General features: G+C 70.9%; 28 protein-coding genes. 8 read left to right on the top strand and 20 right to left on the bottom strand.

Going from position 1 to position 23,353, the window contains the following annotated elements; all coding sequences use genetic code 11:
* Window positions 1-20: 20 nt before the first annotated feature.
* Complete coding sequence (locus EV684_RS18160; RefSeq protein WP_132648705.1) at window positions 21-1,238, bottom strand: IscS subfamily cysteine desulfurase; 1,218 nt, start codon at window positions 1,236-1,238, stop codon at window positions 21-23.
* 234 nt (window positions 1,239-1,472) lie between these two features.
* On the opposite strand from EV684_RS18160, the gene EV684_RS18155 reads away from it, so the two are divergent.
* The gene (locus EV684_RS18155; protein ID WP_132648704.1) at window positions 1,473-1,961 is read left to right on the top strand and encodes a hypothetical protein; all 489 of its coding nucleotides are present in this window, start codon (window positions 1,473-1,475) and stop codon (window positions 1,959-1,961) included.
* A gap of 1 nt (window position 1,962) precedes the next feature.
* Here EV684_RS18155 and EV684_RS18150 read toward each other — a convergent pair whose 3' ends face one another.
* The 15 genes from EV684_RS18150 to nifH form a co-directional block, all read right to left on the bottom strand.
* Window positions 1,963-2,316 carry a hypothetical protein gene (locus tag EV684_RS18150; protein ID WP_132648703.1) on the bottom strand — a complete coding sequence of 118 codons (354 nt, stop codon included), beginning with the start codon at window positions 2,314-2,316 and terminating at the stop codon, window positions 1,963-1,965.
* A 10-nt stretch (window positions 2,317-2,326) separates the two neighbouring features.
* Complete coding sequence (locus tag EV684_RS18145) at window positions 2,327-2,731, bottom strand: nitrogen fixation protein NifQ (RefSeq protein WP_132648702.1); 405 nt, start codon at window positions 2,729-2,731, stop codon at window positions 2,327-2,329.
* Window positions 2,731-3,036: a ferredoxin III, nif-specific gene (gene fdxB / locus EV684_RS18140; protein WP_132648701.1), complete on the bottom strand. Its 306-nt coding sequence runs from the start codon at window positions 3,034-3,036 to the stop codon at window positions 2,731-2,733. The genes EV684_RS18145 and fdxB overlap by 1 nt, the downstream gene beginning before the upstream one ends.
* Window positions 3,037-3,047: 11 nt before the next feature.
* Complete coding sequence (locus tag EV684_RS18135; protein ID WP_132648700.1) at window positions 3,048-3,248, bottom strand: CCE_0567 family metalloprotein; 201 nt, start codon at window positions 3,246-3,248, stop codon at window positions 3,048-3,050.
* A gap of 1 nt (window position 3,249) precedes the next feature.
* Window positions 3,250-3,729 carry a NifX-associated nitrogen fixation protein gene (locus EV684_RS18130; protein ID WP_132648699.1) on the bottom strand — a complete coding sequence of 160 codons (480 nt, stop codon included), beginning with the start codon at window positions 3,727-3,729 and terminating at the stop codon, window positions 3,250-3,252.
* Window positions 3,726-4,139 carry a nitrogen fixation protein NifX gene (gene nifX, locus EV684_RS18125; protein ID WP_132648698.1) on the bottom strand — a complete coding sequence of 138 codons (414 nt, stop codon included), beginning with the start codon at window positions 4,137-4,139 and terminating at the stop codon, window positions 3,726-3,728. Before nifX ends, EV684_RS18130 begins: the two co-directional genes overlap by 4 nt.
* Window positions 4,136-5,578 carry a nitrogenase iron-molybdenum cofactor biosynthesis protein NifN gene (gene nifN / locus EV684_RS18120; RefSeq protein ID WP_132648697.1) on the bottom strand — a complete coding sequence of 481 codons (1,443 nt, stop codon included), beginning with the start codon at window positions 5,576-5,578 and terminating at the stop codon, window positions 4,136-4,138. Before nifN ends, nifX begins: the two co-directional genes overlap by 4 nt.
* Before the next feature lie 13 nt (window positions 5,579-5,591).
* A complete protein-coding gene (gene nifE, locus EV684_RS18115; RefSeq protein WP_132648696.1) occupies window positions 5,592-6,998 on the bottom strand; it encodes a nitrogenase iron-molybdenum cofactor biosynthesis protein NifE in 1,407 nt (468 codons plus the stop codon).
* A gap of 124 nt (window positions 6,999-7,122) precedes the next feature.
* Window positions 7,123-10,167, bottom strand: coding sequence for a hybrid sensor histidine kinase/response regulator (locus EV684_RS18110; RefSeq protein WP_132648695.1), 3,045 nt, complete (start codon window positions 10,165-10,167; stop codon window positions 7,123-7,125).
* Complete coding sequence (locus EV684_RS18105; protein WP_132648694.1) at window positions 10,164-11,120, bottom strand: substrate-binding domain-containing protein; 957 nt, start codon at window positions 11,118-11,120, stop codon at window positions 10,164-10,166. Before EV684_RS18105 ends, EV684_RS18110 begins: the two co-directional genes overlap by 4 nt.
* Before the next feature lie 132 nt (window positions 11,121-11,252).
* Complete coding sequence (locus tag EV684_RS18100) at window positions 11,253-11,735, bottom strand: hypothetical protein (protein ID WP_132648693.1); 483 nt, start codon at window positions 11,733-11,735, stop codon at window positions 11,253-11,255.
* The gene (locus EV684_RS18095) at window positions 11,732-12,073 is read right to left on the bottom strand and encodes a hypothetical protein (RefSeq protein WP_132648692.1); all 342 of its coding nucleotides are present in this window, start codon (window positions 12,071-12,073) and stop codon (window positions 11,732-11,734) included. Before EV684_RS18095 ends, EV684_RS18100 begins: the two co-directional genes overlap by 4 nt.
* A gap of 57 nt (window positions 12,074-12,130) precedes the next feature.
* Complete coding sequence (nifK, locus tag EV684_RS18090; RefSeq protein ID WP_132648691.1) at window positions 12,131-13,690, bottom strand: nitrogenase molybdenum-iron protein subunit beta; 1,560 nt, start codon at window positions 13,688-13,690, stop codon at window positions 12,131-12,133.
* A 105-nt stretch (window positions 13,691-13,795) separates the two neighbouring features.
* Entirely contained in the window at window positions 13,796-15,256 is a 1,461-nt protein-coding gene (gene nifD, locus EV684_RS18085; RefSeq protein ID WP_132648690.1) for a nitrogenase molybdenum-iron protein alpha chain, read from the bottom strand.
* A 67-nt stretch (window positions 15,257-15,323) separates the two neighbouring features.
* Complete coding sequence (gene nifH / locus EV684_RS18080; protein WP_014430473.1) at window positions 15,324-16,205, bottom strand: nitrogenase iron protein; 882 nt, start codon at window positions 16,203-16,205, stop codon at window positions 15,324-15,326.
* 444 nt (window positions 16,206-16,649) lie between these two features.
* On the opposite strand from nifH, the gene EV684_RS18075 reads away from it, so the two are divergent.
* From EV684_RS18075 to EV684_RS18045, 7 genes are all read left to right on the top strand, one after another.
* A complete protein-coding gene (locus EV684_RS18075; protein ID WP_132648689.1) occupies window positions 16,650-17,243 on the top strand; it encodes a hypothetical protein in 594 nt (197 codons plus the stop codon).
* 12 nt (window positions 17,244-17,255) lie between these two features.
* Entirely contained in the window at window positions 17,256-18,086 is an 831-nt protein-coding gene (locus tag EV684_RS18070; protein ID WP_132648688.1) for an NAD(+)--dinitrogen-reductase ADP-D-ribosyltransferase, read from the top strand.
* The gene (draG, locus tag EV684_RS18065) at window positions 18,079-19,017 is read left to right on the top strand and encodes an ADP-ribosyl-[dinitrogen reductase] hydrolase (protein ID WP_132648687.1); all 939 of its coding nucleotides are present in this window, start codon (window positions 18,079-18,081) and stop codon (window positions 19,015-19,017) included. The genes EV684_RS18070 and draG overlap by 8 nt, the downstream gene beginning before the upstream one ends.
* 14 nt (window positions 19,018-19,031) lie before the next feature.
* The gene (locus EV684_RS18060) at window positions 19,032-19,454 is read left to right on the top strand and encodes an ArsC/Spx/MgsR family protein (protein ID WP_132648686.1); all 423 of its coding nucleotides are present in this window, start codon (window positions 19,032-19,034) and stop codon (window positions 19,452-19,454) included.
* A 14-nt stretch (window positions 19,455-19,468) separates the two neighbouring features.
* A complete protein-coding gene (locus tag EV684_RS18055) occupies window positions 19,469-19,705 on the top strand; it encodes an FmdB family zinc ribbon protein (RefSeq protein WP_132648685.1) in 237 nt (78 codons plus the stop codon).
* Between the two features lie 243 nt (window positions 19,706-19,948).
* Entirely contained in the window at window positions 19,949-20,251 is a 303-nt protein-coding gene (locus EV684_RS18050) for a helix-turn-helix domain-containing protein (RefSeq protein ID WP_132648684.1), read from the top strand.
* Between the two features lie 10 nt (window positions 20,252-20,261).
* Window positions 20,262-21,620 (top strand): HipA domain-containing protein, encoded by a 1,359-nt coding sequence (locus EV684_RS18045; protein ID WP_132648683.1) that lies wholly within the window; start codon window positions 20,262-20,264, stop codon window positions 21,618-21,620.
* Between the two features lie 42 nt (window positions 21,621-21,662).
* Here EV684_RS18045 and EV684_RS18040 read toward each other — a convergent pair whose 3' ends face one another.
* Genes EV684_RS18040 through nifT form a run of 4 tightly spaced genes read right to left on the bottom strand, consistent with a single transcriptional unit; the run spans window position 21,663 to window position 23,346 of the window.
* On the bottom strand, window positions 21,663-22,019 hold the full coding sequence (locus EV684_RS18040) for a hypothetical protein (protein WP_132648682.1): 357 nt from the start codon (window positions 22,017-22,019) through the stop codon (window positions 21,663-21,665).
* Window positions 22,020-22,022: 3 nt separating this feature from the next.
* Window positions 22,023-22,862 carry an SIR2 family NAD-dependent protein deacylase gene (locus EV684_RS18035; protein WP_132648681.1) on the bottom strand — a complete coding sequence of 280 codons (840 nt, stop codon included), beginning with the start codon at window positions 22,860-22,862 and terminating at the stop codon, window positions 22,023-22,025.
* Window positions 22,863-22,876: 14 nt separating this feature from the next.
* Window positions 22,877-23,134, bottom strand: coding sequence for a hypothetical protein (locus EV684_RS18030; protein WP_132648680.1), 258 nt, complete (start codon window positions 23,132-23,134; stop codon window positions 22,877-22,879).
* Window positions 23,134-23,346 carry a putative nitrogen fixation protein NifT gene (gene nifT / locus EV684_RS18025; protein ID WP_132648679.1) on the bottom strand — a complete coding sequence of 71 codons (213 nt, stop codon included), beginning with the start codon at window positions 23,344-23,346 and terminating at the stop codon, window positions 23,134-23,136. Before nifT ends, EV684_RS18030 begins: the two co-directional genes overlap by 1 nt.
* Between the last annotated feature and the right edge of the window lie 7 nt (window positions 23,347-23,353).

Raw genomic sequence — 23,353 nt, 5'->3', positions numbered from 1 at the left:
CCTCCGGGTGTGCAAGGAATTCAGTGCGCTGCCCACTGCACGGCGGCGAGGTCGACGCCGGCGCAGTGCAGGTCCCACAACGGGCTCAGCTCGCGCAGGCGCTCGACGGTGCGGCGCGTCTGCGCGACGGCGGCGTCGATCTCGGCCTCGGTCGTGAAGCGGCCGACGGAAAAGCGGATCGAGCTGTGCGCGATCTCGTCCGACAGGCCCAGCGCCCGCAGCACGTAGCTCGGCTCCAGGCTGGCCGAGGTGCAGGCCGAGCCCGACGAGACGGCGATGCCCTTCAGACCCATCAGCAGCGACTCGCCTTCGACGAACTGGAAGCTGACGTTGAGGTTGTGCGGCACGCGCGCTTCGAGCGAGCCGTTGACGCGGATCTCGGGGATGTCCGACAGCCCGGCCAGCAGCCGGTCGCGCAGCACGCGGATGCGTTCGTTCTCGGCGGCCATCGACACGCGCGCCAGGCGGTAGGCCTCGCCCATGCCGACGATCTGGTGCGTGGGCAGCGTGCCCGAGCGCATGCCGCGCTCGTGGCCGCCGCCGTGGGTCTGGGTCTCGATGCGCACACGCGGCTTGCGCCGCACGACCAGCGCGCCGATGCCCTTGGGGCCGTAGGTCTTGTGCGCCGACAGGCTCATCAGGTCCACCGGCCAGGAGGCGAAGTCGATCGCCACCTTGCCGGTGGCCTGGGCGGCGTCGACGTGCAGCAGCACGCCGCAGGCGCGGCAGATGCGGCCCAGCGTGGCGATGTCCTGCACGACGCCGATCTCGTTGTTGACCAGCATCACCGAGGCCAGCACGGTGTCGGGCCGCAGCGCGGCCTCGAAGGCCGCCGGGTCGACGAGGCCGTCGGCGCCGACGTCGAGGTATGTGACCTCCCAGCCGGCGCGTTCGAGCTCGCGCATCGTGTCCAGCACCGCCTTGTGCTCGGTCTTCACGGTCACGAGGTGGCGGCCGCGCGAGCGGTTGAACTGCGCCGCGCCCTTGATCGCGAGGTTGTTGCTCTCGGTGGCGCCAGAGGTCCAGACGATCTCGCGCGGGTCGGCGCCGACGAGCGCGGCGACGTGTTCGCGGGCGATCTCCACCGCCTCTTCCGCGGCCCAGCCGAAAGCGTGGCTGCGCGAGGCGGGGTTCCCGAACTGTTCATACAGATAGGGCAGCATCGCCTGCACGACACGCGGGTCGACCGGCGTCGTGGCCGCGTAGTCCAGGTAGATCGGCTTGGCGCTGGGATCCATCACGAGGCTCCGGCGGAAGTGGGCGAGGCATCCCCATAACGCAGGGACCGTGCCAACCCTCGGCGCGGGAAAAAGATGATCTGGATCAGACACTTGCGCCTTGCCGGGCCGATCGTCGGAACTGCGGTGCAAGAGGCTGCACCTGTCGGATTTGTCGCCATTGCGACGCGCGGCGCTGGCACCCGCCGTGCTTTCCTTGTCCCGCCCCGCCAGGGTGAACGCAGGAGATCGCAGATGAACCTGTTCACCGGCGTCGCGTCCGACGCCTTCTTCGGCGGCCCCGTGCCCGCCTCGCTCCACGGCCTGCTGCGCCAGGCCGCGGTGGCCGGGCCGGCGCAGCGCGGCGCCCTGCTGTGGACGGCGCAGGCCATCGCGCCGCAGACCCTGGTGCTGTACTTCGCGCTCGTCAAGCACCATGCGCAGCGGCGCGAGTTCGAACTCGCCGAGCGTGCCGCGCTGCGCGGGCTGCTGGAGGCGGGGCATGCCGCCGGCCTCGACGGCGATGGCCAGGCGCTCGACGGCTCGCCGCCCCCGGACTTCAACGCCGACGGCCCGGCGCGTTTCTGGCTCTTCATGCACAAGGCGCTGGCCTTCATCGCACTGCGCGCCGGCGACCTGGACACGGCGCGCGAGCACCTGGAGCTGATCGAACGTGTCGCGCCGGACGCTCGGCTGGGCGACGAGGTCGTCAGCGCGCTGCTGCGCGCCGCGCCCGACGAATGACTCAGGGCCGGTAGTCGAAGAGCTGCGGCGCCTCGCGCCGGTACAGCTTCAGCCAGCCCAGCGTGGCCGGCAGCAGCGAGATGGCGGCGAACCAGGCGGTGTCGTCGGCGCCGGGGCCGTCGTCGAGCACGGCGCGGGCGACGACACGCCAGCCGTCGAGGTCGATCTCGGGCATCGCGCTGCGCGCCTCGGGTGGCAGCGCGTCCAGCGTGCGGGCGACGACGAGCAGCAGCCGGCGTACCTCGGCGCGTGTCAGTCGCGAGTGCCGGAACTCGGGTTCATCGAGGCCGTCGACGAGGATCAGCACGCCTTCACCGGACTGCTGCACCAGGTCCAGCAGCGCGGCGGTGAACATCGCAGCCGGCTCAGGCGACCGCGGCCACGGCGCGGCGCGCGCCGTCCTCGGGGCCGAAACACAGCGCGTGGTCGCAGCAGACGGCGCAGCTCGGCGCCTTGCAGACGAAGAGCTGCTCGCGCTCGCACAGCTGCTTGTAGAGGAACTTCTTCCACTTCATGTCGGCGCTGTTCCTGCGCACCAGCGCCGGGAACCACCAGGTCATCAGCGCCGACAGCTCGGCGCGCGAGGCGAGCTGCAGGTCCTGCCAGAGGTGGTTGTCGCCCAGGCAGGCGACGGCCAGCGTCTCGGCGACGGCGGCCGCGGCTTCGCGCGGGCCCTCGGCGTGGTCGAGCAGCAGCGCGACCAGGTCCTCGACCTCGTCGGCGCGCGCCGCGCGTCGCGCCAGCGCCTCGGGCACCGGCCGCGGCGCCATCAGGCGGCCACCGGGGCGTGCGTGTAGCACTTCTTCGGGCAGATCTTCGAGCAGGCGGTGCAGCCGATGCACAGCTCGCCGTGCGCGATCGTCATGACCTTCTTCTCGTACTCCTCGTCGTCGTCGCCGTCCGGGTCCAGCGCGACACGCTCGCCGTCCTCGTCCAGGCCGATCAGCTCGAGCACGCCACGCGGGCAGACACGGAAGCAGCGGCCGCAGCCGATGCACTTGCCTTCGTCGATCTTCTGCACGAAGGAGGGCGTCCAGGTGGCGCCCGAGGGCAGGGTGATGCTGTAGTGGGACACGGTGTTCTCCGTCAGGCGGCCTGGGCCGCGGCGAGCTGCACGCGTGCGGCGACCAGCGCCGCATGCGCCTCGTGGGCGACCCGGGCGACCTCAGGGATGCGCTCCCAGTTCGTCGGCAGTTCCTCCGACAGGTCGTGCAGGTCCATCTTGGCCTGCGTCGCGCGGGCGTTGAGCTTCTTGATCTCGGCCTTCAGGGCTTCGAGGTCGGCCATCTCATGCTCCCCAGGTGGCGACGTCGCGGTGCTGCTCGATCATCGACACCCCCTCGGTGACCAGCTTGTTGCCGGCCTCGGCCAGCTTGGCGAGGCTCGGGTAGCCGAAGCGGTGCACGTCGCGCAGGTGGCGGTTGACGACGACCAGCCGGCCGGCGGTCAGCACCGTGCGGCCGAAGCCTTCGTGGCTGATCTTCGTCATCGGGCTGACCATGACGCCGGTGGCGCGTTCGATCGCCAGGCCGACGGCGTTGTGGAACAGGTCCAGCCGCCACAGCGTGTCGGGGTCGGGGTCGCCCATGATCGGCAGCGCGCGGCGCTGCTCGGCGCTGAGGATGAAGGGTTCGAGCAGCGTCGTGTCGCTCTTGCCGTCCCAGGTGCCGTGCGTGTCCTGGGCGCGGATCTGCTTGATCAGCTCGCGCACGAAGCCGTCCTGCAGCGCGGCCTCGTCGGCCACGGGGCTGTCGACGGCGGCGCTCATCGTTTCACCTCGGCATCGTCCTCGAAGTCGAAGGACCGTTCCTGGCCCTTCATCAGCGCCTTGCGCAGCCACGGCGGCGGCGTGCCGCGCAGCACGTTCTGCAGCTTGTCGAGGATGTCCAGGATGGGCTCGGGCTGCGTCACCTTGACCGGGTGGATGCGGCTGGCGACGACCCGCGCCGCCGCCGAGCCGCCGATCGCGGCGACGTAGACGATGGCGCAGTCGGCGATCGCGGCGAGCTTAGGCGTCAGCTTGTCCTCGTCGCCGTCTTCGTCCAGGCCGTCGCCGAAGGCGAAGTCCTGCACGAAGGCATAGCCCTCGGGGGTGACGTCGTAGACCGCCAGGTGCGGGGCCCAGCCGAAGTGCGCGTCGACGCGCTGCTGGTCCTGTGTGGCGAAGGCGACTTTCATGGTTCGCTCCGGGAAGTGACGGGATCGGTGGCCGCCGGGCGGCGGCGCGGGATGACGGCGCTGACGTGGGCGACGGCCGGCGGCACGGCCTGGGCGGCGGCCAGGCTGGCGGCCGGCAGCGGCCAGTCGTCGGGGCCGTGGTGGGCGATGCACTCGATCAGCGCATTGCCGACGGCGTTGACGAAGTCGCGTGTGCCGCGGTAGCCGACCATTCGCACGTGGGCGTTTCCGATGCGGTCGAACATCGGGATGCCCAGGCGGAACAGCGGCCGCCCCAGGCGCTCGGCGGCCTGGCGCCCGTGCGAATGCGTCATCAGCAGCTCGGCGCCGGTGGCTTCGGCCGAACGTTCGAAGTCTTCGAGGTCGCCGATCAGCACCTCGCTGGTCGGCAGGCGTTCGAGCAGCGGCGAACGCGTCGTCGTCACGCAGGTCACGAGCTCGGCGCCCATCTCGGCGAGAAAGCTGCCGGCGGCCCAGAGCAGGTCGGGCTCGGCGGCGAGCGCGATCTTCGCGTTGCCGGTGTGGAAGTGGGCGTCGAGCATCGCGTCGACGAGCTGGCTGCGCTGGCGGCGCAGCTTCGCCGGCACCTCGCGGCCGGAGAGTTCGGCCAGGCGGCGCACGAAGGCGTCGCTGGCGCCCAGCCCGGTCAGGCGGTCGAACAGCGTGAAGGGCACGCCGCAGCGCGCCTGCAGCGCCTCGGCGGCCGGGCGCATCTGCTCGCCGACGGCCAGCACTTCGATGACGCCGCCCAGGGCCTCGATGTCGGCGCGCGGCGTGCCGCCGATCGTCGTGCCCTGCCAGGTGTCGGGGATGTGGCCGTCGAGCGAACCGGAGATGTCGGGCACGACGACGGCCTGCAGGCCGAAGGCCTCGATCGTCTCGCGCAGCTCCTCCAGGTCGGCCGGCGTCAGATGGCAGCCGGGCAGCAGCGCGACGACGCCGTCGCGGCGCGGTTCATCGACGCGCGGCAGCGTCGACACCAGCGCCGTGACGGCGGCGGCCCAGCCGTCCTGGAAGGCGCCGACGTAGTCGGGTGTCGAGGCGTAGACGACGGCCGTGTCGGCCAGCTCGGGGTGCTGCTGGCGCGCGAGGCGGATCGTGCCGTCGACGTCGTCGCCCTTGGTCTCGGTGAGCCCGGTCGAGCAGATGCCGATGATCTTCGGCTGGGCGCGCTGGCGGATGTTGAGCAGCGCCTTCACGAGGTTGTCGTCGCCGCCCATGATGGTCGTCGCCTCGTTCATCGCCGTCGTCTGCAGCGGGATCGCCTCCTTGAAGTGGCGCACCAGCAGCACCAGGCCGAAGGAGGTGCAGCCCTGCGAGCCGTGCATCAGCGGCATGCAGGACTCCAGCCCCATGAAGGCGAAGCTGGCGCCCAGCGGCGCGCTCATCTTCAGCGGGTTGACGCTGCAGGACTTCTTGCTTTCGGTGACCAGGGCCATCGTCTGCTCCCGTTCAGGCCGCCAGCGCCACGGCCGGGGCTTCCCAGGGCGCGGGTGCGCGCACCTGCTGCCAGACCGGGTTGAAGATCGCCTTGTCGATCTCGGCGACCATGGTCACGATGCCCTCGTAGCCGGCGAAGGCCTGGTGGCGCTCCTGGTTGATGTCCATCCAGGGCATGCGCGCCTTCAGCGCGACGAACTGGCTGCGGCCGCCGGACAGCATGATGTCGGCGCGCGCCTCGCGCAGCATGCGGTACATCTCGCGCGGCGCGAGGTCCTCGATCATGTGCGTGTCGTCGCCCATGATCTCCTGGATGCGCTGCTTGTCTTCCTTGGTGCTCTTCTTGACGCTGGTGCCGACGATCTCCAGCCCCGCCTCCTGCAGCGCCGAGACCACCGACCAGCTCTTGACGCCGCCGGTGATCAGCAGCACGCGCTTGCCGGCCAGGCGCTCGCGGTAGGCGCGCAGGCGCTCGTAGGCGCGCGGCTCCTCGGCGGCGATCAGCGCCTCGGCGCGCTCGACGATGTCCGCCGGCGCGCCGGTCTGCACCAGCAGCCGGGCGATGTCGCGCAGCGTCCGGCTCATGTCGGCGATGCCGTAGAACGAGCCTTCGAAGTACGGGATGCCCCAGCGCTGCTGCATGCGCGTGGCGACGTTGATCATCGACTTCGAGCAGACCATCATGTTCGCCCGCGCCCGGTGCGCCGACGCGATCTCGCGGTAGCGGCCGTCGCCGGTGATGCAGGCCAGCACGCGCACACCCAGCGCGTCCAGCAGCGGCTTGACCTGCCAGAGCTCGCCCGACAGGTTGTACTCGCCGATGATGTTGATGTCGTAAGGCGTGCTGAGCTCGGGCTCGACGGTGCCGATGACGTGGTCGAGCAGCGCCTCGGCGCCGAGCTTGTTGCCCAGGTTCTTCGGCCCGGCGAAGCCCGGCACGTCGACCGGCACCACCGGCAGGCCGAAACGTTCGCTGGCGCGTTTGCAGACGGCCTCGATGTCGTCGCCGATCATCGCCGGCACGCAGGTCTGGTAGACGAAGATCGCCGGCGGGCGCACGGTTTCGGCGATCTCGCGGATGGCCTTGAACAGCCGCTTTTCGCCGCCGTAGACGACGTCGAACTCGTCGATGTCGGTCGTGAAGCCGGTGCGGTAGATGTGCGGGCCGGAGCTCGCGCTGTGGCGGTTATCCCAGCTGTTGCCTTCGCAGGCGATCGGCCCGTGCACGAGGTGGGCGACGTCGGCGATCGGCTGCAGCGCGATCTTGGCGCCGTCGAAGGCGCAGCCGCCGGCGGCGGCACCGGGCGTCAGCTGCTTGGTGCAGCCTTTCTTGCGCGCCTTCTCGCCCTTGGCCTGGTTGAGGTCGCAGCCGGGCTCGTCGAAGACCTGGGCGATCCTGGCGTTGAGCGATGCGGACATGCGGCGGGCTCCTGTGGGCGGCCCTGCCCGTGTTGCACGATCGATGCCAGTCCTTCGCTGTGCGCTTTTTCCTTTGCAGACAAGGGCTTGGAGCGCCCGGCGGGCGACGCCGGCCTTGGCGGGATCACGACAAACGCGACGCCTTCGCCTCGACCGCCGGGGCACCGAAGGCCGCTGCCAGGCCGTCCAGCACCTGCCGCAGTTCGGCTTCGAAGACCGGCAGTGCGCCGGCTATCGCGGCGCGGTCGCCTGAGCGCACCGCGGCTTCGAGCGCACGCGTGGCCTCGCGCAGGGCCGCGGCGCCGATCGTCGCCGACTCCGACTTCAGCATGTGCAGCGCCGAGGCCGCGGCCGCCAGGTCGCCGCCCCGGCACTGGTCGGCGATCAAGGCCGGCGTGCCGGCTCGCGACTGGGCGAAGAGATCCAGCACGCGCCGGTACAGCGCCGGCTGCCCGGCGGCGAAACGCAGGCCGGTGGCGAGGTCCAGCCCCGGCAGCGAGGCCGGCAGCACGGAGGCCGGCGAAGGGGGCGGGGGCGGCGCAGGCGGCGGCGCGGCTTCGACCGCCGGCGCCGCGTCGGCGCGGGTCCAGTGCCGCAGGCGCTCGATCAGCGTGTCGGGCTCGAAGGGTTTGGCCAGGTGGTCGTTCATGCCGGCGGCCAGGCAGGCTTCGCGGTCGCTGGCCATCGCGTGCGCGGTCATCGCGATCACCGGCAGCTTCTCCTGCCCCGGCAGGCGGCGCAGCCGGCGCGTCGCTTCCAGGCCGTCGAGGCCTGGCATCTGCACGTCCATCAGCACGGCGTCGAAACGTTCGCGCGCCAGCCAGGCCAGCGCCTCCCGGCCATCGCCGGCCAGCGCGGTGCTGGCGCCGGCCTGGCGCAGCAGCTCCAGCGTCAGCTCCTGGTTCACCGGGTTGTCTTCGGCGAGCAGCACGCGCAGCCCGTCCAGGCGGCGCGACGGCGGCGGCGGCAGCGGAGCGCCGGCCGCCGGGGCGTCGCGTCCGAACAGCGACTCCAGCAGCGCCTGCAGCGAAGCCGCGGTGACGGGCTTGGCCAGCAGCGTGTCGACACCGGCCGGCAGCGTGCGCGCGGCGTCATCGGCCCCGTAGGCCACGAGGGTGACCAGCCGGGCGTGCGCGCCGGCCAGCGCACGCAGCCGGCCCGGCAGCGCGCCGTCGGCGGCGATCAGCGCGGCGTCGATCAGCACCAGGTCCGCGCCGGCCGTGGCCAGGGCCGCGGCCGCCTCGTCGGCCCCCGCCGCTTCCAGGCCCTCGCAGCCGAGTTCGGCGGCGCGCCGCAGCACGGCCGCGCGAGAACGTTCGCCGGCGTCGGCCAGCAGCAGCTTCAGCCCGGCCCGCGGGGCCCGTCGTGCGGCGGCGCCCGCGGCCGGCGCGAGGCCGAAGACGGCTTCGAACAGGAAGTCGCTGCCGTGGCCGGGCATGCTGCGCACCTCGATGTCGCCGCCCATCGCCTGCACGAGCTGGCGGCTGATCGCCAGGCCCAGCCCGGTGCCGCCGTAACGCCGTGTCGTCGACGCGTCGACCTGGCTGAAGGGCCGGAACAGGCGCTCGAGGTCCTGCGGCGACAGGCCGATGCCCTCGTCGTGCACGCCGAAACGCAGCCGCACGCGGCCGTCGTCGTCGGGCGGCCCGGCGTCCACCGTGACGACGACTTCGCCGCGTTCGCTGAACTTCACCGCGTTGCCGCAGAGGTTGACGAGCACCTGCGACAGCCGCAACGCGTCGCCCACCAGGCCGCGCGGCACGTGTTCGGGCACGTCGAGCACGAAGCCCAGCCCGCGGTCGTGCGCCTGCAGCGCGACGATGGCGGCGACGCCGTCGAGCACCGCGTCGAGGTCGAAGGCGTCGTCCTCCAGTTCCAGCCGGCCGGCCTCGATCTTGGAGAAGTCGAGGATGACGTTGACGATGCCCAGCAGCGACTGCGCCGCCGCGCGCGTCTTTTCCAGGTAGTCGCGCTGGCGCACCTCGAGCTCGGTGCGCAGCGCCAGCGCCGTCATGCCGAGGATCGCGTTGAGCGGCGTGCGGATCTCGTGGCTCATGTTGGCCAGGAACTCGCTCTTGGAGCGGGTGGCCGCTTCGGCGGCCTCGCGCGCGGCCACCAGCGTGCGTTCGGTCTCGCGCCGGGCGCTGACGTCGCGCAGCACCAGCTGCACGCGCTCGGCCGACCCGTCGGCGGCGCGCGCGAGCACCGCGAAGCTCGCCTCGGCCGGCAGCGTGCGGCCGTCCGGGCGATGCAGCGCCAGGTCTTCGGCCGGCAGCGTGCCGCTGTCGGCGAGCCGGCGTGCGAGCGTCGGCCAGCCGGGTTCGGCAAGCCAGGCGGGCGCCTCGCGGCCCAGGGCCTGCTCCGGGCCGGGGGCGCCCAGCATCGCCGCCCAGGCCGGATTGCAGACCAGGATCGTGCCGTGCCCGTCGACGACGCCGGCGCCGTCGGCCATCTGGCGCAGCACTTCGTCGAACTGGCGCGCCTGGGCCGCGAGCTGGCGTTGCAGCGCGTGCTGCAGCCCGGTGATGCCGTCGGCCAGCGCGTGCAGTTCGTTGGCCGGGCCGGGCGGACGCGGCGCGGGTTCGGCCAGGCGCGCGAGGTCCAGCGCGCGCACGTGTTCGTGCAGGCGTTCGAGCGGCCGGGAGACGCTGCGCGCGACCAGCGCGTAGACCAGCGCCGCCAGCAGCAGCAGCTCGAGCAGCGCGGCGAAGGCGAACTGGCGCGACGCGCGCCAGACCTGCCCGGCGAGCCAGTCCTCGTCGAGCTGCAGCACCAGTTCGGCCACGATGCCCTGGCCGTCGGGCGCGGGCAGCGGGTGGCGGATGGTTTCGCCGGCGCGTGCGCCGGCAGCGCCCGCCTTGGCGTAGCGCTCGTCGATGCCGCGGCCGATGACCTCGGCCGACCGCAGCGCCGGATAGCTGCGCAGGCCGTCGAGCTGCAGCTGCACCGAGGCTTCGTCGAGTTCCCAGACCGCCTTGGCCAGCGAGGGCCCGTAGGCGCCGAGCACCGCCTGGACCTGTTCGCGCTGGCGTGCGCGTTCGTCGCGGTGGCTGAGCCAGGCGTTGGCCAGCGTCGCCAGCAGCGCCAGCACGACGCTGGCCGCGGCCACGCGCACCAGCAGTTCGCGCGACAGGCGTCGCAGCGGCGGCTGGGCCGGCTTGGGCTTCACAGGCCCTGGCGCACGACGGCGCCGATGCGGATCGAGGGCTCCACCGCGTGACCGGTGGCCAGGCGTTTCATCGCCCGGTAGGCATAGCGGCCCATCAGCTCGTAGTCGAGCGAGACGAAACCATGCACCTGGCCGTCGGCGAGCAAGGCCTTCTGCGCCGGCGACAGCGCGCCGGTCGCGGCGACGACGACGCGGCTGCGGCCCTGCAGCCGCAGCGAAGCGACGGCGGCGCGGTAACGCGGCGGGTCGGCGAAGGGCCAGGCGCCCAGCGAGACGACGGCGTCGGCGCCTTCCTCGCTGAAGGCCAGCTGGAGCTGGCGAACCGCGCGCCGGGTGTCGTCGCCGTTGAACCACGGGCAGCGTGCGACCTCGCGCCAGCCGCGCTCACCCGCCAGGCGGGCGCCTTCGGGTAGCTTCGGGTCCTGCGCCAGCGCGCGCCGCAGCGCGGTGACGCGCGCGGCGATGCCCGGGTCCTGGCTGTCACCGGCCAGCAGGCAGAGCTGGCCGCCTTCGGGGCGCCGTGCGATGACCAGGGAGGCGAGCTGGCGGCCGATCTCCTCGTCGTCGGCGCCGATGTGCACGCGCCGCAGCGTGCGCTGCGCGCCCTCCACGTCGGTGTCGAAGGTGACGACCGGCACGCCGCGCTGCGCGGCCAGCGCGAGCGCCGAATCGGCCAGATAACGCGAGTTCGTCACCGCCACCGCCAGCCCCGCCAGCCCGCGTTGCAGCGCGGCGACGACGGCGGCGTCCTGTGCCCGGGCACGGGCCGGGCCGGGCGTGCCGATGGCTTCGCAGCGGTCGCCCCAGACCTGCGCCTCGGCGGCGCAGCCGCGCCAGGCGGCAACGTAGTTGGGGTCGTCGGTACTCTTGCCGGCCAGCCCGTAAACCTGCCCCTGGGCCTGGGCTCCGGCGGCCCACAGCAGCCCGATCAGGAACCGCCATGGCAAACGCATGCGTTCTCGTCTCCCTCGGGAGCCGCCGCGTGCGCCGGGGTGGGCGACATCGGCCCGGCGGCCACCTTTTCGTGGTCGATGATGCGCCGACGCCGGATGGCGTCAAGCGCAGTTACCGAACGCGGGGGCTTGTCACGAGTCGGCCAGTGCCTCGGTGGCGATCAGCTGGTCGCGCAGCGCGTGGCGTGCGCGCCAGCCGGCCCCGTGCCACAGCGGCTCGGCCTCGTGTTCGAAGGCGTGGATGGCGCTCGTTTCGTCGGGCCAGATGCGCACCGCCGTCCCGTCGGCCGCCAGCACGGCGCCGCAGGCCTGCAGCGGGCGGACCTCCTGTGCCGCCAGCACGCCGCGGCCGAGCAGGGCGTCGGCGCGGTACAGCGCCGTGTCCCAGCCGTGTTCGGCCCCCAGCGCACACAGTGCGGGCAGGCGCTCGCCGACGCCGGGCGCGTCAGGCTGTTCGCCGCACATCGCGAGCAGCTCGCGTGCGCTGCGCCGGTCCCAGACCTCCCAGGGCTTCAGGCCGCGACGGTCGGCGACACGCTCCACCAGGTCTTCGGCGTCGTAGGCGAACCAGGCGCGTGGTGTCCCGGCCGGCGGGCATTCGAGCACGTAGATCATTCGTCGACGCCCTGGCCGACGATGGTGCGCTGCCAGACGGCCTGGCGCAGGCGCTCGCGTACCGCGGCCTCGCTGCCGTCGAAACGGTCCTGCGCGCGGCGCAGCGCGGCCTGCGCGACCGAGGTCTCGGCCAGCGTCAGCGCCAGCCGGCCGGCCATGTGGCTGGCGTCGGGACACAGCGCGAGCACCGCGCTGCGGTTGGGGTGTTCGGAGAGCGGCACCAGCGTGTGCGCCTCGGGGCGGCCGTCCAGGCAGACGGCGCCGGCGATGACCTCGACGCGGCGGCCGTCGTGCGTCACGCGCACGAGCACGGGGTTGTCGCGGTCGGTGTCGGTCATCGCAGGTCCTCTTCGCGTGGGGGCGGCGGGGCCGGCGAACCGGCTCCGCCGCAGCCGTCAGCGGATGATGTCGAACGAGATGTCGGTCTTGCCGGGGATGTTGGTGTTGGCGTCCAGCTTCTCGAAGAACTCGTCGAGCAGCATCGTCAGCAGCCGCATCCCGCCCTCGTAGCCCCAGGTGGGGTAACGGTGGTAGTGGTGGCGGTCGAAGATCGGGAACACCAGGCGCACCAGCGGCGCACCGGCGTCACGTTCGAGGTACTTGCCGTAGGTGTTGCCGATCAGGAAGTCCACCGGCTCGGTGAACAGCAGGCTGCGCAGGTGCCAGAGGTCGCGCTTCGGGTAGACCTTGCAGTCATTGCCGTAGGGCGAGGCGGCGAGCACCGCGCGCACCTTCTGGGCCCAGTCCTCGTTGCCGTTGGTCGACAGCACGTGGGTCGGCTCGGCGCCCAGCTCGAGCAGGAACTTCGTGTAGCCGATCAGCTGGTCGGGGTCACCGTACAGCGCGTACTTCTTGCCGTGCAGGTGCGCCTGGCTGTCGGCGATGGCGTCGACGAGCTGGCCGCGTTCGAGCTCCAGCTCGGCCGGCACCGGCTTGCCGGTGAGGCGGCTGATGGCCATCAGCAGCTCGTCGGTGCCGCCCACGCCCACCGGCGCGTTCAGCACGACGACCTCGTGGCCCTTCTCGCGCAGGTACTTGGCGGTCTTCTCGCTGCTGTATTCCTGGAAGACGATGGTCGCCTTGGCGTGCAGTGCACGCTCGACCTCGGCCTTGGTCGTGCCGCCGGAGAACATGCGGAACTCGCCGTCGGTCGGGGTGTTCCAGACTTCGGACGGGTCGCAGAGGATGGTCGCCTCGACGCCGAACAGCGCGAAGATGCGCTTGATCTCCTTCATGTTGCCGACGACGAAGCCGTCGAAGCCGCCGATGAAGTTGATGCTCTCGTCGGGCACACGCTCCAGCGGTGCGCTGACGCCGGCCTTGCCTTCCCAGAAGTGCTGCAGCACGCCCAGCAGCGCGTTGTCGTAGCCGGTGACGTGGCTGCCGACGAAGGCCGGGGTGTGCGCGAACGGCACGTCGAAGTCGGCCGGGATGCTGCCCTTCTCCTTGGCCGTCTTGATGAAGGCGTTCAGGTCGTCGCCGATGACTTCCGCCATGCAGGTCGTCGACACCGCGATCATGTCGGGCTTGTACAGGTTGAAGCTGTTGGCCAGGCCGTCGACCATGTTGGTCAGGCCGCCGAAGACCGCGGCGTCCTCGGTCATCGACGAGCTGACGCAGGACGTCGGCTCCTTGAAGTGGCGGCTGAAGTGGCTGCGGTAGTAGGCCACGCAGCCCTGCGAGCCGTGCACGAAGGGCAGCGTCTTGGCGAAGCCGTTGGCGACGAAGACGGCGCCCAGCGGCTGGCAGGCCTTGGCCGGGTTGACGGTCAGCGCCTCGCGGGCGAAGTTCTTCTCGCGGTACTCCGGCGTCTTGGTCCAGTTGCGGATCTCTTCGATCCTGACGTCGGCGTGCTTGTATTCGAAGTTCGCCTTCTTGTCGGCGAAGAGCTTCTGGTACTCCGGCTCGCGGAACAGCAGCTCGTGGTCGATGATCTTGTCGGCGTTTTGGGGCATGTCGCGCTCCTTGTCGAACGGTGGGCAAGGGCGGCCGGCCCGCGCCGGGCCGCCCCAAGCGGGCCGCTCCCCCTCGGGGGGACGACGCCGCAGGCGTCTAGGGGGTCAGGTCTTCCAGGGGGCGCCCTTGGCGAGACCCCAGACCGGCGAGCTGATCGCGATGTCCATGTCACGGGCGAAGATGGCGAAGCCGTCGTAGCCGTGGTAGGGGCCGGAGTAGTCCCAGCTGTGCATCTGCCGGAACGGCAGGCCCATCTTCTGGAAGACGTACTTTTCCTTGATGCCCGAGCCGATCAGGTCCGGCTGCACGCGCTCGACGAACTTCTCGAACTCGTAGCCCGTCACGTCGTCGTAGATCAGCGTGCCGTCCTTGATGTAGTGGGTGGTGCGCTGGTAGTCGTCGTTGTGGGCGAACTCGTAGCCGGTGCCGCAGATCTCCATGCCCAGGTCCTCGTAGGCGCCGATGACGTGGCGCGGACGCAGGCCGCCGACGTAGAGCATCACCTTCTTGCCTTCCAGGCGCGGCTTGTACTTGGCGATGACGGCGTCGACCATCGGCCGGTACTTGGCGATCACGCGTTCGGCGTTGGCCTTGATCGTGTCGTCGAAGTGGCTGGCGATCTCGCGCAGGCTCTTCTCGATCTGCGTCGGGCCGAAGAAGTTGTATTCGACCCAGGGCACGCCGTACTTCTCCTCCATGTGCCGGCTGATGTAGTTCATCGACCGGTAGCAGTGCAGGACGTTGAGCTTGGCCTTGGGCGTGTTCTCCAGCTCGGCGATCGTGCCGTCGCCGGACCACTGGGCGATGACGCGCAGGCCGATCTCCTCGAGCAGGATGCGGCTGGACCAGGCGTCGCCGCCGATGTTGTAGTCGCCGATGATCGCGACGTCGTAGGGCGTGGAGACGAACTCGGCGTACTTGCCCGGGTCGGTCTTGTCGAAGACCCAGTCGCGGATCGCGTCGTTGGCGATGTGGTGGCCCAGCGACTGGCTGACGCCGCGGAAGCCTTCGCAGCGCACCGGGATGATGGTCTTGCCGTCCATCTCCTTGCTCTTCTTCTTGCTGACGGCCTCGATGTCGTCGCCGATCAGGCCGATCGGGCATTCGCTCTGGATCGAGATGCCCTTGTTCAGCGGGAACAGCTCCTCGATCTCGTCGATGAGCTTCTCGAGCTTCTTGTCGCCGCCGAAGACGATGTCCTTCTCCTGGAAGTCGGACGTGAACTGCATCGTGCCGAAGCTGTCGACGCCGGTGATGCCGACGTAGTAGTTGCGGCGCGAGGCCCAGGAGTACTGGCCGCAGCCGACCGGGCCGTGGCTGATGTGCACCATGTCCTTGATCGGGCCCCAGACCACGCCCTTGGAGCCGGCGTAGGCGCAGCCGCGGATCGTCATCACGCCGGGAAGCGACTTGATGTTGGACTTCACGCCGCAGTCGGGACGGCCTTCTTCGTAGGCGTTCAGGTGCTTGGCGCGCTTCTTGGCCATCTTGTCCGGATAGGCCTTCAGCACTTCGTCGATCAAGGCCTTGTTGGTTGCCTTGCGCTCTTCAGCGGTCATGGTCATGGGTCGTTCTCCGTGGGCAGGGTGGGCGGCCCGGCACCGGGGCGTGCCCGGTGCCGCAGGGCCTGTGTCAGGCCGCTGCTTGGGCCGCGGTCTTGCCGACGATGGACTCGTCTTCCTTGCTCATGATCCCGAACTCCATCAGCAGGTCTTCGAGCTCGTCCATCGTGATCGGGGTCGGGATGACGCCGTTGCCGGCGTTGGCGTGCACCTTGTTGGCCAGGGTGCGGTACTCCTGGGCCTGGGCGCTGTTCGGGTCGTACTCGACGACCGTCATGCGGCGCAGCTCGGCGTGCTGCACGACGTTGTTGCGCGGCACGAAGTGGATGAGCTTGGTGCCCAGGCGCTTGGCCAGCGCTTCGGCGAGCTCGTATTCCTTGTCGGTCTTGCGCTCGTTGCAGATCAGGCCGCCCAGGCGCACGCCGCCCGAGTTGGCGTACTTCAGGATGCCCTTGGAGATGTTGTTGGCCGCGTACATGGCCATCATCTCGCCGGACATGACGATGTAGATCTCCTGCGCCTTGTTCTCGCGGATCGGCATCGCGAAGCCGCCGCAGACCACGTCGCCCAGCACGTCGTAGCTGACGTAGTCGACGTCGTCGTAGGCGCCGTTCTCTTCCAGGAAGTTGATCGAGGTGATGACGCCGCGGCCGGCGCAGCCGACGCCCGGTTCCGGGCCGCCGGATTCCACGCACTTGATGCCGCGAAAGCCGATCTTCAGGACGTCCTCGAGCTCGAGGTCCTCCACCGAGCCGGCCTCGGCGGCCAGCGACAGCACCGTGTCCTGCGCCTTGGCGTGCAGGATCAGGCGGGTCGAGTCGGCCTTGGGGTCGCAGCCGACGATGAGGATCTTCTGGCCCATCTCGGCCAGGGCCGCGAGGGTGTTCTGCGAGGTGGTGGACTTGCCGATGCCACCCTTGCCGTAGAAGGCGATCTGCCGAAGCTTGCTCATGGGTTGAACTCCGTTAGGTAGTGAGCTTGGGGTCGAGACGAATCAACGAGTGGCTGCGAAAGCCTGATCGCGAATTCCTTGCCGCCTTCGACTGCTGGGTTTTCTTCTAGGAAGTGCCATCGGGTCGGGTCGGGCATTCAGCGCCAGCAGCACTTCGCAACCCCCGTGCCAGCCTCGGCTGATTGCGTTAAGTGATTGTCATGAAAAGGAAAAGTGGCTCGATTCGGGCATTCTGGGCGGCCGGTGTCGAATGTCCGAAACACGACAAAGCCGGGTGTCGGCGGCATCCGGATGTGGCGCCGCAGCGCCCCGGCGCGTGAGGTTCACGACGAAATCGGGGGCGAATCGGCGTGGTACGGGTGTTGCTGTCCTGTGGGTGATGCGGTGTCCGCCGAAGGCGCCGCCGGTGCTTCCCGTTCGCCACCTTCCATTGCGGAGACCCCGATGACCCTCTCGATCCAAGACACCGCTTTCGCCCGCCTCGAAGCCGAAGGCCGCCTGTTCAACAGCGTGCTGAAGGCGCCGACGCACAAGGCCGGCCGTTTCGGCTTTCGCGGTGACCTGGCGCTGAAGTTCCAGGCCAAGCTGGCCGACGAGGCGCGCCCGCCCGAGATCGCCTGCGAGCAGGTCATCGCCGCGGCCAACGCCGGCGAGCCGCAGATCGGTTTCCTCTGCGGCTTCCTGCTGTCCTTCGAGTCGCTGAAGCTTGTCGCCGAAGTGCTGGGCGAGGCGCTGTCGCCCCAGGGCAAGTACTTCCTGTTCTGCGACAACATCGACCTGTCCAAGCGCTACCAGGTCGAGTACGGCGGCGCCACGTTCTACGTGCTGCCGATCGACGAGGCCACGGTCTACAACGAGATGCTCGAGCTGCTGTACCTCGAGAAGACCGAACTGAAGCGCCTGGACACGGCCGGCAAGACCGACGCCGTCACCGAACGTGCGCTGGCCTTCAAGGACAGCTTCCCGAAGATCAGCTACGAGGAAGGCCTGGCGCTGATGGGCCCGGTGCGCAACCCGTACGAGAACCGCCCGGTCTGACCGGGGGCGGCGGTGACCGCCCCCGAGGGCCACGATCCGCACCCCGAGCGCTGGTACACGACCAACCTGGTCGGCATCCCGGCGCCAGTGCTGGCCAGCCTCGCCTTCAACACGCACCCGCAGCCACTGCGCATCGCCGGGGCGCGCGAGACGCAGCCGGGGCTGTTCGCGCTGCTCGGCCGCTGCCCCGACGCCGAGCAGGCGCGCGAGGTCTTCCAGCACTACATGAGCCTGGGCTTCGGCCTCGGCGCGCCGGCGGCCGACGCCGGCGAGGCCGAGCGCCACCGCTGGCGCACCAGCTACCTGAAGCTGATGCAGGGCTGGGTGCTGGACAGCAACAGCCCGGCCGGCGCGGTGCTCAAGGGCTGGGTCGAGAGCCGCTTCGGCCTGGTGCCGACCTACCACCGCGAGCCGCTGGCGCGTTACCCCTCGCCGGCCTGGATGCGCTACCTGGAGGAGAAGGCCGGCAGCCGCTTCCACAACAACTGCATCTGGCAGCAGCTGGACCTGGTGTTCGAGTACTGCCAATGGATGCTGGCGCGTTTCGAGCCGATGGGCGCCGGCCCGCACGTCACGCTGTGGCGCGGCAGCTCCAACGTCGAGGAGCAGATCGTCGCCGGCTCGCTGCGCGAGCGCCGCTGCACGGTGCGGCTGAACAACATCGTCTCGTTTTCGCGTTCGCGCGAACAGGCCGGCTGCTTCGGCGACTGGGTGTTCGAGGCGCGGGTGCCCTTGTGCAAGCTGCTGTTGGTGCCCGGCGTGCTGAGCACGCGTTCGCTGCAGGCCGAAGGCGAGGTGCTGGCCATCGGCGGGCTCTACGAGCTGAAGGTGAGTTATGAGTGAGGCCCTGGCCGGGCGCATCACCGCCGCCGGTGGCCTGGCCGCGGTGGCCGACCGTGCGCTCGGCGCCTACCTCGGGCTGGCGCTGGGCGACGCGCTGGGCGCGACGGTCGAGTTCATGACGCCGCGCGAGATCGTGCACCGCTGGGGCGTGCACCGGCGCATCGTCGGCGGCGGCTGGCTGAAGCTGAAAGCCGGCGAAGTCACCGACGACACGACGATGAGCCTGGCGCTGGGTGCGGCGCTGCTGCGCGGCGCCGCCGAAGGCCGGCCCTGGGACACGCGGCTGGTCGCCGAGGCCTTCGTCGGCTGGCTGCGCTCCAGGCCGGTGGACTGCGGCAACACCTGCCGCCGCGGCATCCAGCGTTTTCTGGCCGACGGTTCGCTCGAAGGCCCGTACAACGAAGGCGACGGCGGCAACGGCGCGGCGATGCGCAACCTGCCGGTGGCGCTGGCGACGCTGGGCGACGACGCCTTGTTCGAGCGTGTCTCGCTGGCCCAGGCGCGAGTCACCCACCACCACGCGCTGTCCGACGCCGCGACGCTGGCGCTGGGCCGGCTGCTGCAGGGCCTGCTGCTGGGCGACCGCCCGGCGCAGAGTGCCGAACGCATCGCCGCGATCGTCGACGCGCACCCCAAGTTCCGCTTCACGCCCTACCGCGGTCGCGCCAGCGCCTACGTCGTCGACACGATGCAGACCGTGCTGCACTTCTTCAGCACGCGCGAAGGCTTCGAGGACGCGCTGGTCGACTGCGTCAACCAGGGCGAGGACGCCGACACCAACGGCGCGCTGGTCGGCATGCTGGCCGGCGCACGCTGCGGCGCGAGCCGCCTGCCGCGTGAGTGGCTGACACGTCTGAAACCCGACATCCGCCACGCGGTCGTCGAACAGGCCAGCGCGCTCGTCGCGCTGGCGCTGGACGCGCCGCGCTGACCCGAGGACCGAACATGGCCCGCATCACCTTCTTCGAGAAACCCGGCTGCGGCGGCAACGCCCGCCAGCGCGCCGCGCTGGAGGCCGCCGGCCACACGCTGGAGCGCCGCAACCTGCTGGCCGAACCCTGGACACGCGAGACGCTGCTCGCCTTCCTGGCGCCGCTGCCGCCGGCGGCGTGGTTCAACCGCTCGGCGCCGCGCATCAAGAGCGGCGAGCTCGACTGCGACACGCTGGACGCCGAGGCCGCGCTGGCGCTGCTGCTGGCCGAGCCGCTGCTGATCCGCCGCCCGCTGCTGCGCCGCGAAGACGGCGCGACGCTGGTCGGCTTCGACACCGCCGAGGTACACGCCTTCGTCGGCCTGCCCGACGCGCCGCCCGGCCGGCTGGACGTCTGCGTCTCGCCCGGCGGCCACTGCGCCAGCCCCGAATCCTGATCCTGGAGACCACGATGCCGATCTACGAATACCGCTGCCCCGCCTGCAGCCACGAGTTCGAACTGCTGGTGCGCAGCAGCACCGTGCCGCAGTGCCCGCAATGCGGCGCCGGCGAACCCGAACGCCTGGTGTCGCGCATCGCGCCGCACGGCCAGACCGCCGGCAAGCTGGCGCTGGCGCGCCGGGCGGCGGCGAAGGAGGGGCACTTCAGCCACTACAGCGCGGGGGAGAGGGCGAAGTTGGTGAAGTGAAGGGGCGGTGGACGTGTGACCGCTGTCCTCGCGGACAGTGGGGAGGACAGCGTGGGGGCACTCTCCGATTGCAATGTGCTTCGGATTAACAGAAACACATCACCTGTTGCGCCATCGGGACCGGCAGTTTCTGATTTTCCGATACTCTTGGGGATGAATGGCCGCAAAGCCGCTAATATTTCGGAGTGGCAGAAATTCCGTCACGGAGGCCCGCTCGCCGGGGCTCCCAACTGGAACTCCGAAATGAGCGACACCTCCAGCCGCAGCCCGACCCTGCTGAACTCCGCTCCCGAGCTGGGCCCGGTCGTGCGCGAGCGCCGCAAGTCGCAGTCGCTGCGCATCGACGATGCCGCCGGTCTGTTGGGCGTCTCGGTGGACCTGATGTCCCGGCTCGAGAACGGCCAAGGCTCGGTGCGCCTGGACAAGGCGCTGGCCGTGCTCGACGGTCTGGGCCTGGCGCTGATGGTGCTGCCCAAGGAGCACCCCTGGGCCCGCGAGGCGGCAGGCCACTGCCCGCCGGCGCCGGCCGGCGACGGCAAGGCCTGAGGTGGAGGGCATGAGCCACGCACTGCAGGTCTGGGCCGACGACAGCCGAGTTGCCACCCTCGAACACGAGGGACGCGACGACCGCTGGAGCCTGAGTTATGCCGCGCCTTGGGTCGCCGACGCCCAGTCCTACCCGCTGTCACCGGCGCTGCCTTTGACGCGTCCGCCGGCCGACTACCCGTCCGCGTCCATCAAGCGTTTCATCGAGCACCTGCTGCCCGAAGGCCGGGCCCTGGACGTGGCGGTCGCCTACAACGGCCTGGCCAAGACCAACGTCTTCGGTCTCATCTGGGCCCTGGGCGCCGAGACGGCGGGCGCTCTGCGCTTCACGGGCGATGCTGCTGCGGCGCAGCCGGCGGGCGAACCCGTGCTGCGAGAAGTCTCCCGACAGGAACTCGACCGGCGCATCGCAGAGCGCGCGCACGTGCCGCTGACGGTGTGGGACGGCAAGGTCCGCATGTCGGTGGCCGGCCTGCAGGACAAGCTGCTGGTCTACCTCGACCGGCCGCTCGACGACGGCGGGCGGCTCTTCCTGGTGGAGGGGCACCGCCTGGCCTCGACGCACATCCTCAAGCCCGACACCGACAACCCGAAGACGCCGCACCTGGCGGTCAATGAACACTTCTGCATGTCGCTGGCCCGACGCATGGGTCTGCCGGCGGCCGAGGTGGGGCTGCTGCGCACGCCCCGGCCGGTGCTGGTGGTGCGGCGCTTCGACCGCGAGCTCGAAGACGCCGGTGGCCAGCCCCAGGTCCGCCGTCGGCACATCATCGACGCCTGCCAGGCCTGCGACCTGCCGGTCGCCTACAAGTACGAGCGCAACCTGGGCAGCGCCGAGGCGGTGCGCCACATCCGCGACGGCGTCGGCTTCGAGCGCCTGTTCGGCTGCGCCGAGCTCACGGCCAACAAGGCGGCCGCCAGACTGGCCATGCTGCGTTGGGCGCTGTTCCAGTTCCTGATCGGCAACAGCGACGCACACGGCAAGAACTTCTCGTTCTTCGTGCGCCCGGGCGGCCTGCTGGAACCGACGCCCTGGTACGACCTGGTGAGCGTCCTGCAGTACGACGGGCTCGACACCGAGCTGGCCATGGCCTACGGCGACGTGTTCAGCCACGCCGAGCTGTCGCCCTTCGCCTTGGCGGACTTCGCCGCACGCTGCGGCATCGACCGCAAGCTGATGCGCCGGGAAGGCCAGCGGCTGGCCAGGCTGGCCGAAGCCGCGGCGGCGACTCAGGCCGAAGACGCCGCCTACGAAGGCACGGCCGAGCGTGCCTTCGTCCAGGGCATCGCCGGCTTCGTGGCGGGACAGGCCCGGCGGCTCACGCGGCTGGTGGCGGACGCCGCGGTCCTGAAGGACGAGTACCTCTGAGCGCCGCGGGGAGGCGCCTCGCAGCTGACGAAGCGCCCCGCCTCAATACCCGTTCTCGAACCACACCGGCTCCCGCCGCCGCAGCGCCGCCAGCAGCCCCATCGTCTGCGGCACCAGCGCGCTGACCGCGTACCAGACGGCTTCGCGCCGCGGCTCGTGGCCATTGCGCAGCGCCGTATGCAGCGCCTGCCAGCCGGCCCAGTCGGCGAGCGCCAACTTGTCGCGCAGCACCGGCGTCAGGTTGCCCAGCGTGTGGGCCATCGTCAGCAGCTGGGCCTCGACGGCGGCCAGCGTGCGCGGGCTGGCGAAGAGTTCGTCTTCGCCCTGCATCGCACGCGTCAGCTCGCCGACCGCGGCGCCGGCGTCCATCACGATGGCGTACAGCGCCTGGTGGTACACGGCTCAGGCCGGCTGCGGCACGCCGGTCAGCGCCTCGGCCACCTCGGCCAGCGGCAGCGCGATGCGCACGATGCCCTGCTCGTCCAGGAAACGCTGCTCCATGCGTGTCGGCGGCTCGGGCAGCACGGCGTAGTGCGGCCCGGCGCTGCGCTTCATCACCTGGCGCGCGAAGGCGCGCGGCAGCTGGTCGTCGAAGCGGCAGCCGAGGAAAACGAAACCCAGCGCCGCGCGGCGCTGCTGCACGACGGCCGGGATCGGCGTCTGGATGTCGATCTCGGTCAGCACCTCGACGAAGTCGGAGTCCGAGATCAGGTAGTTCGACGCCGGCGAGCGAGCGCCCCAGGGTTTGTAGAACACCGTCGGCGCGTCCAACGGCTGTGCCGCCGCCGTGCCGTCGGCCTGGTACCAGCCGGTCCAGGTGCCGAAGTGCTCGCTCTGCGCCAGGCCCTGCACCTCGGCCCAGTCCTCGCGAGCGGCGAGCGCGCGGCGCAGCGTGTCGTCGTACCAGCAGTCGACGATCAGCGGCGCCGGCAACGCCGCCAGCCAGCGGTGCAGCGCCGACGGCGCGGCCGGCGCGGCGAAGGCCTGGTCCATCGCGTTGACCAGCGTCTTGCGGTGCTTGAAGTTCTCGATGAACTGCGCCGCGGCGGTGAGCCGGTTGCGGATCTTGGCCGGCACCGAGACGCGCGCCGTCAGCACCGCCGCCAGCGCCAGCGTGTCGGCCGGCGGGCGCGGGCCGTCGCACAGTGCCAGCATCCCGGGGCCGAGGTAGGGGCACAGCGTGCCGGCGGCCAGGCCGGCGGCGACGGCCTCGGGCAGCGTGTCGATCGTCGTGTGGGTCATCGCGGATCTCCGGTTCAGCGCCGTGCGGCGACGAAGACGGCGGCGGCCTCGGCCGGGTCGGCGGTGACCTGCCAGCAGTGGCCGTCGGAGGCGCCGAGAAACAGCGCGCAGCGTTCGCCGGCGGCCGCCGGCGTCTCGTCGCGCAGGTCGACGGCGTCGACGACGACGACCCGCAGCGGCGCCAGGCGCTCGCGCAGCCGCGTGGCGGCGGCCCGCAGGTCGGGCGCCGCCTCGGCCAGCGCCAGCGCGTCGGCGAGCGTGGCGGCGTCCATCAGTCCTCCGCCAGCTTCTTGGCTTCGACGGTGATCGGCAGCGTCGTCGTCTCGGCCATCTCGGGCAGCGACAGCACCCAGCCGTTGCCCAGCGTCACGGTGCCGCCCCACAGGCCCGGCTTCTCCTGCGCGACCACGGGCTCCTCCAGGTCCTTCTTGGGCACGTAGGCCGAGAGGACCCCGGCGGAATTGCGGCGCATCATCACTTTCATCGTCGGC

It is taken from the genome of Rubrivivax gelatinosus (genome assembly GCF_004340905.1).
GTDB lineage: Bacteria > Pseudomonadota > Gammaproteobacteria > Burkholderiales > Burkholderiaceae_C > Rubrivivax > Rubrivivax gelatinosus.
This window is presented reverse-complemented; position numbering and strand designations above follow the sequence as displayed.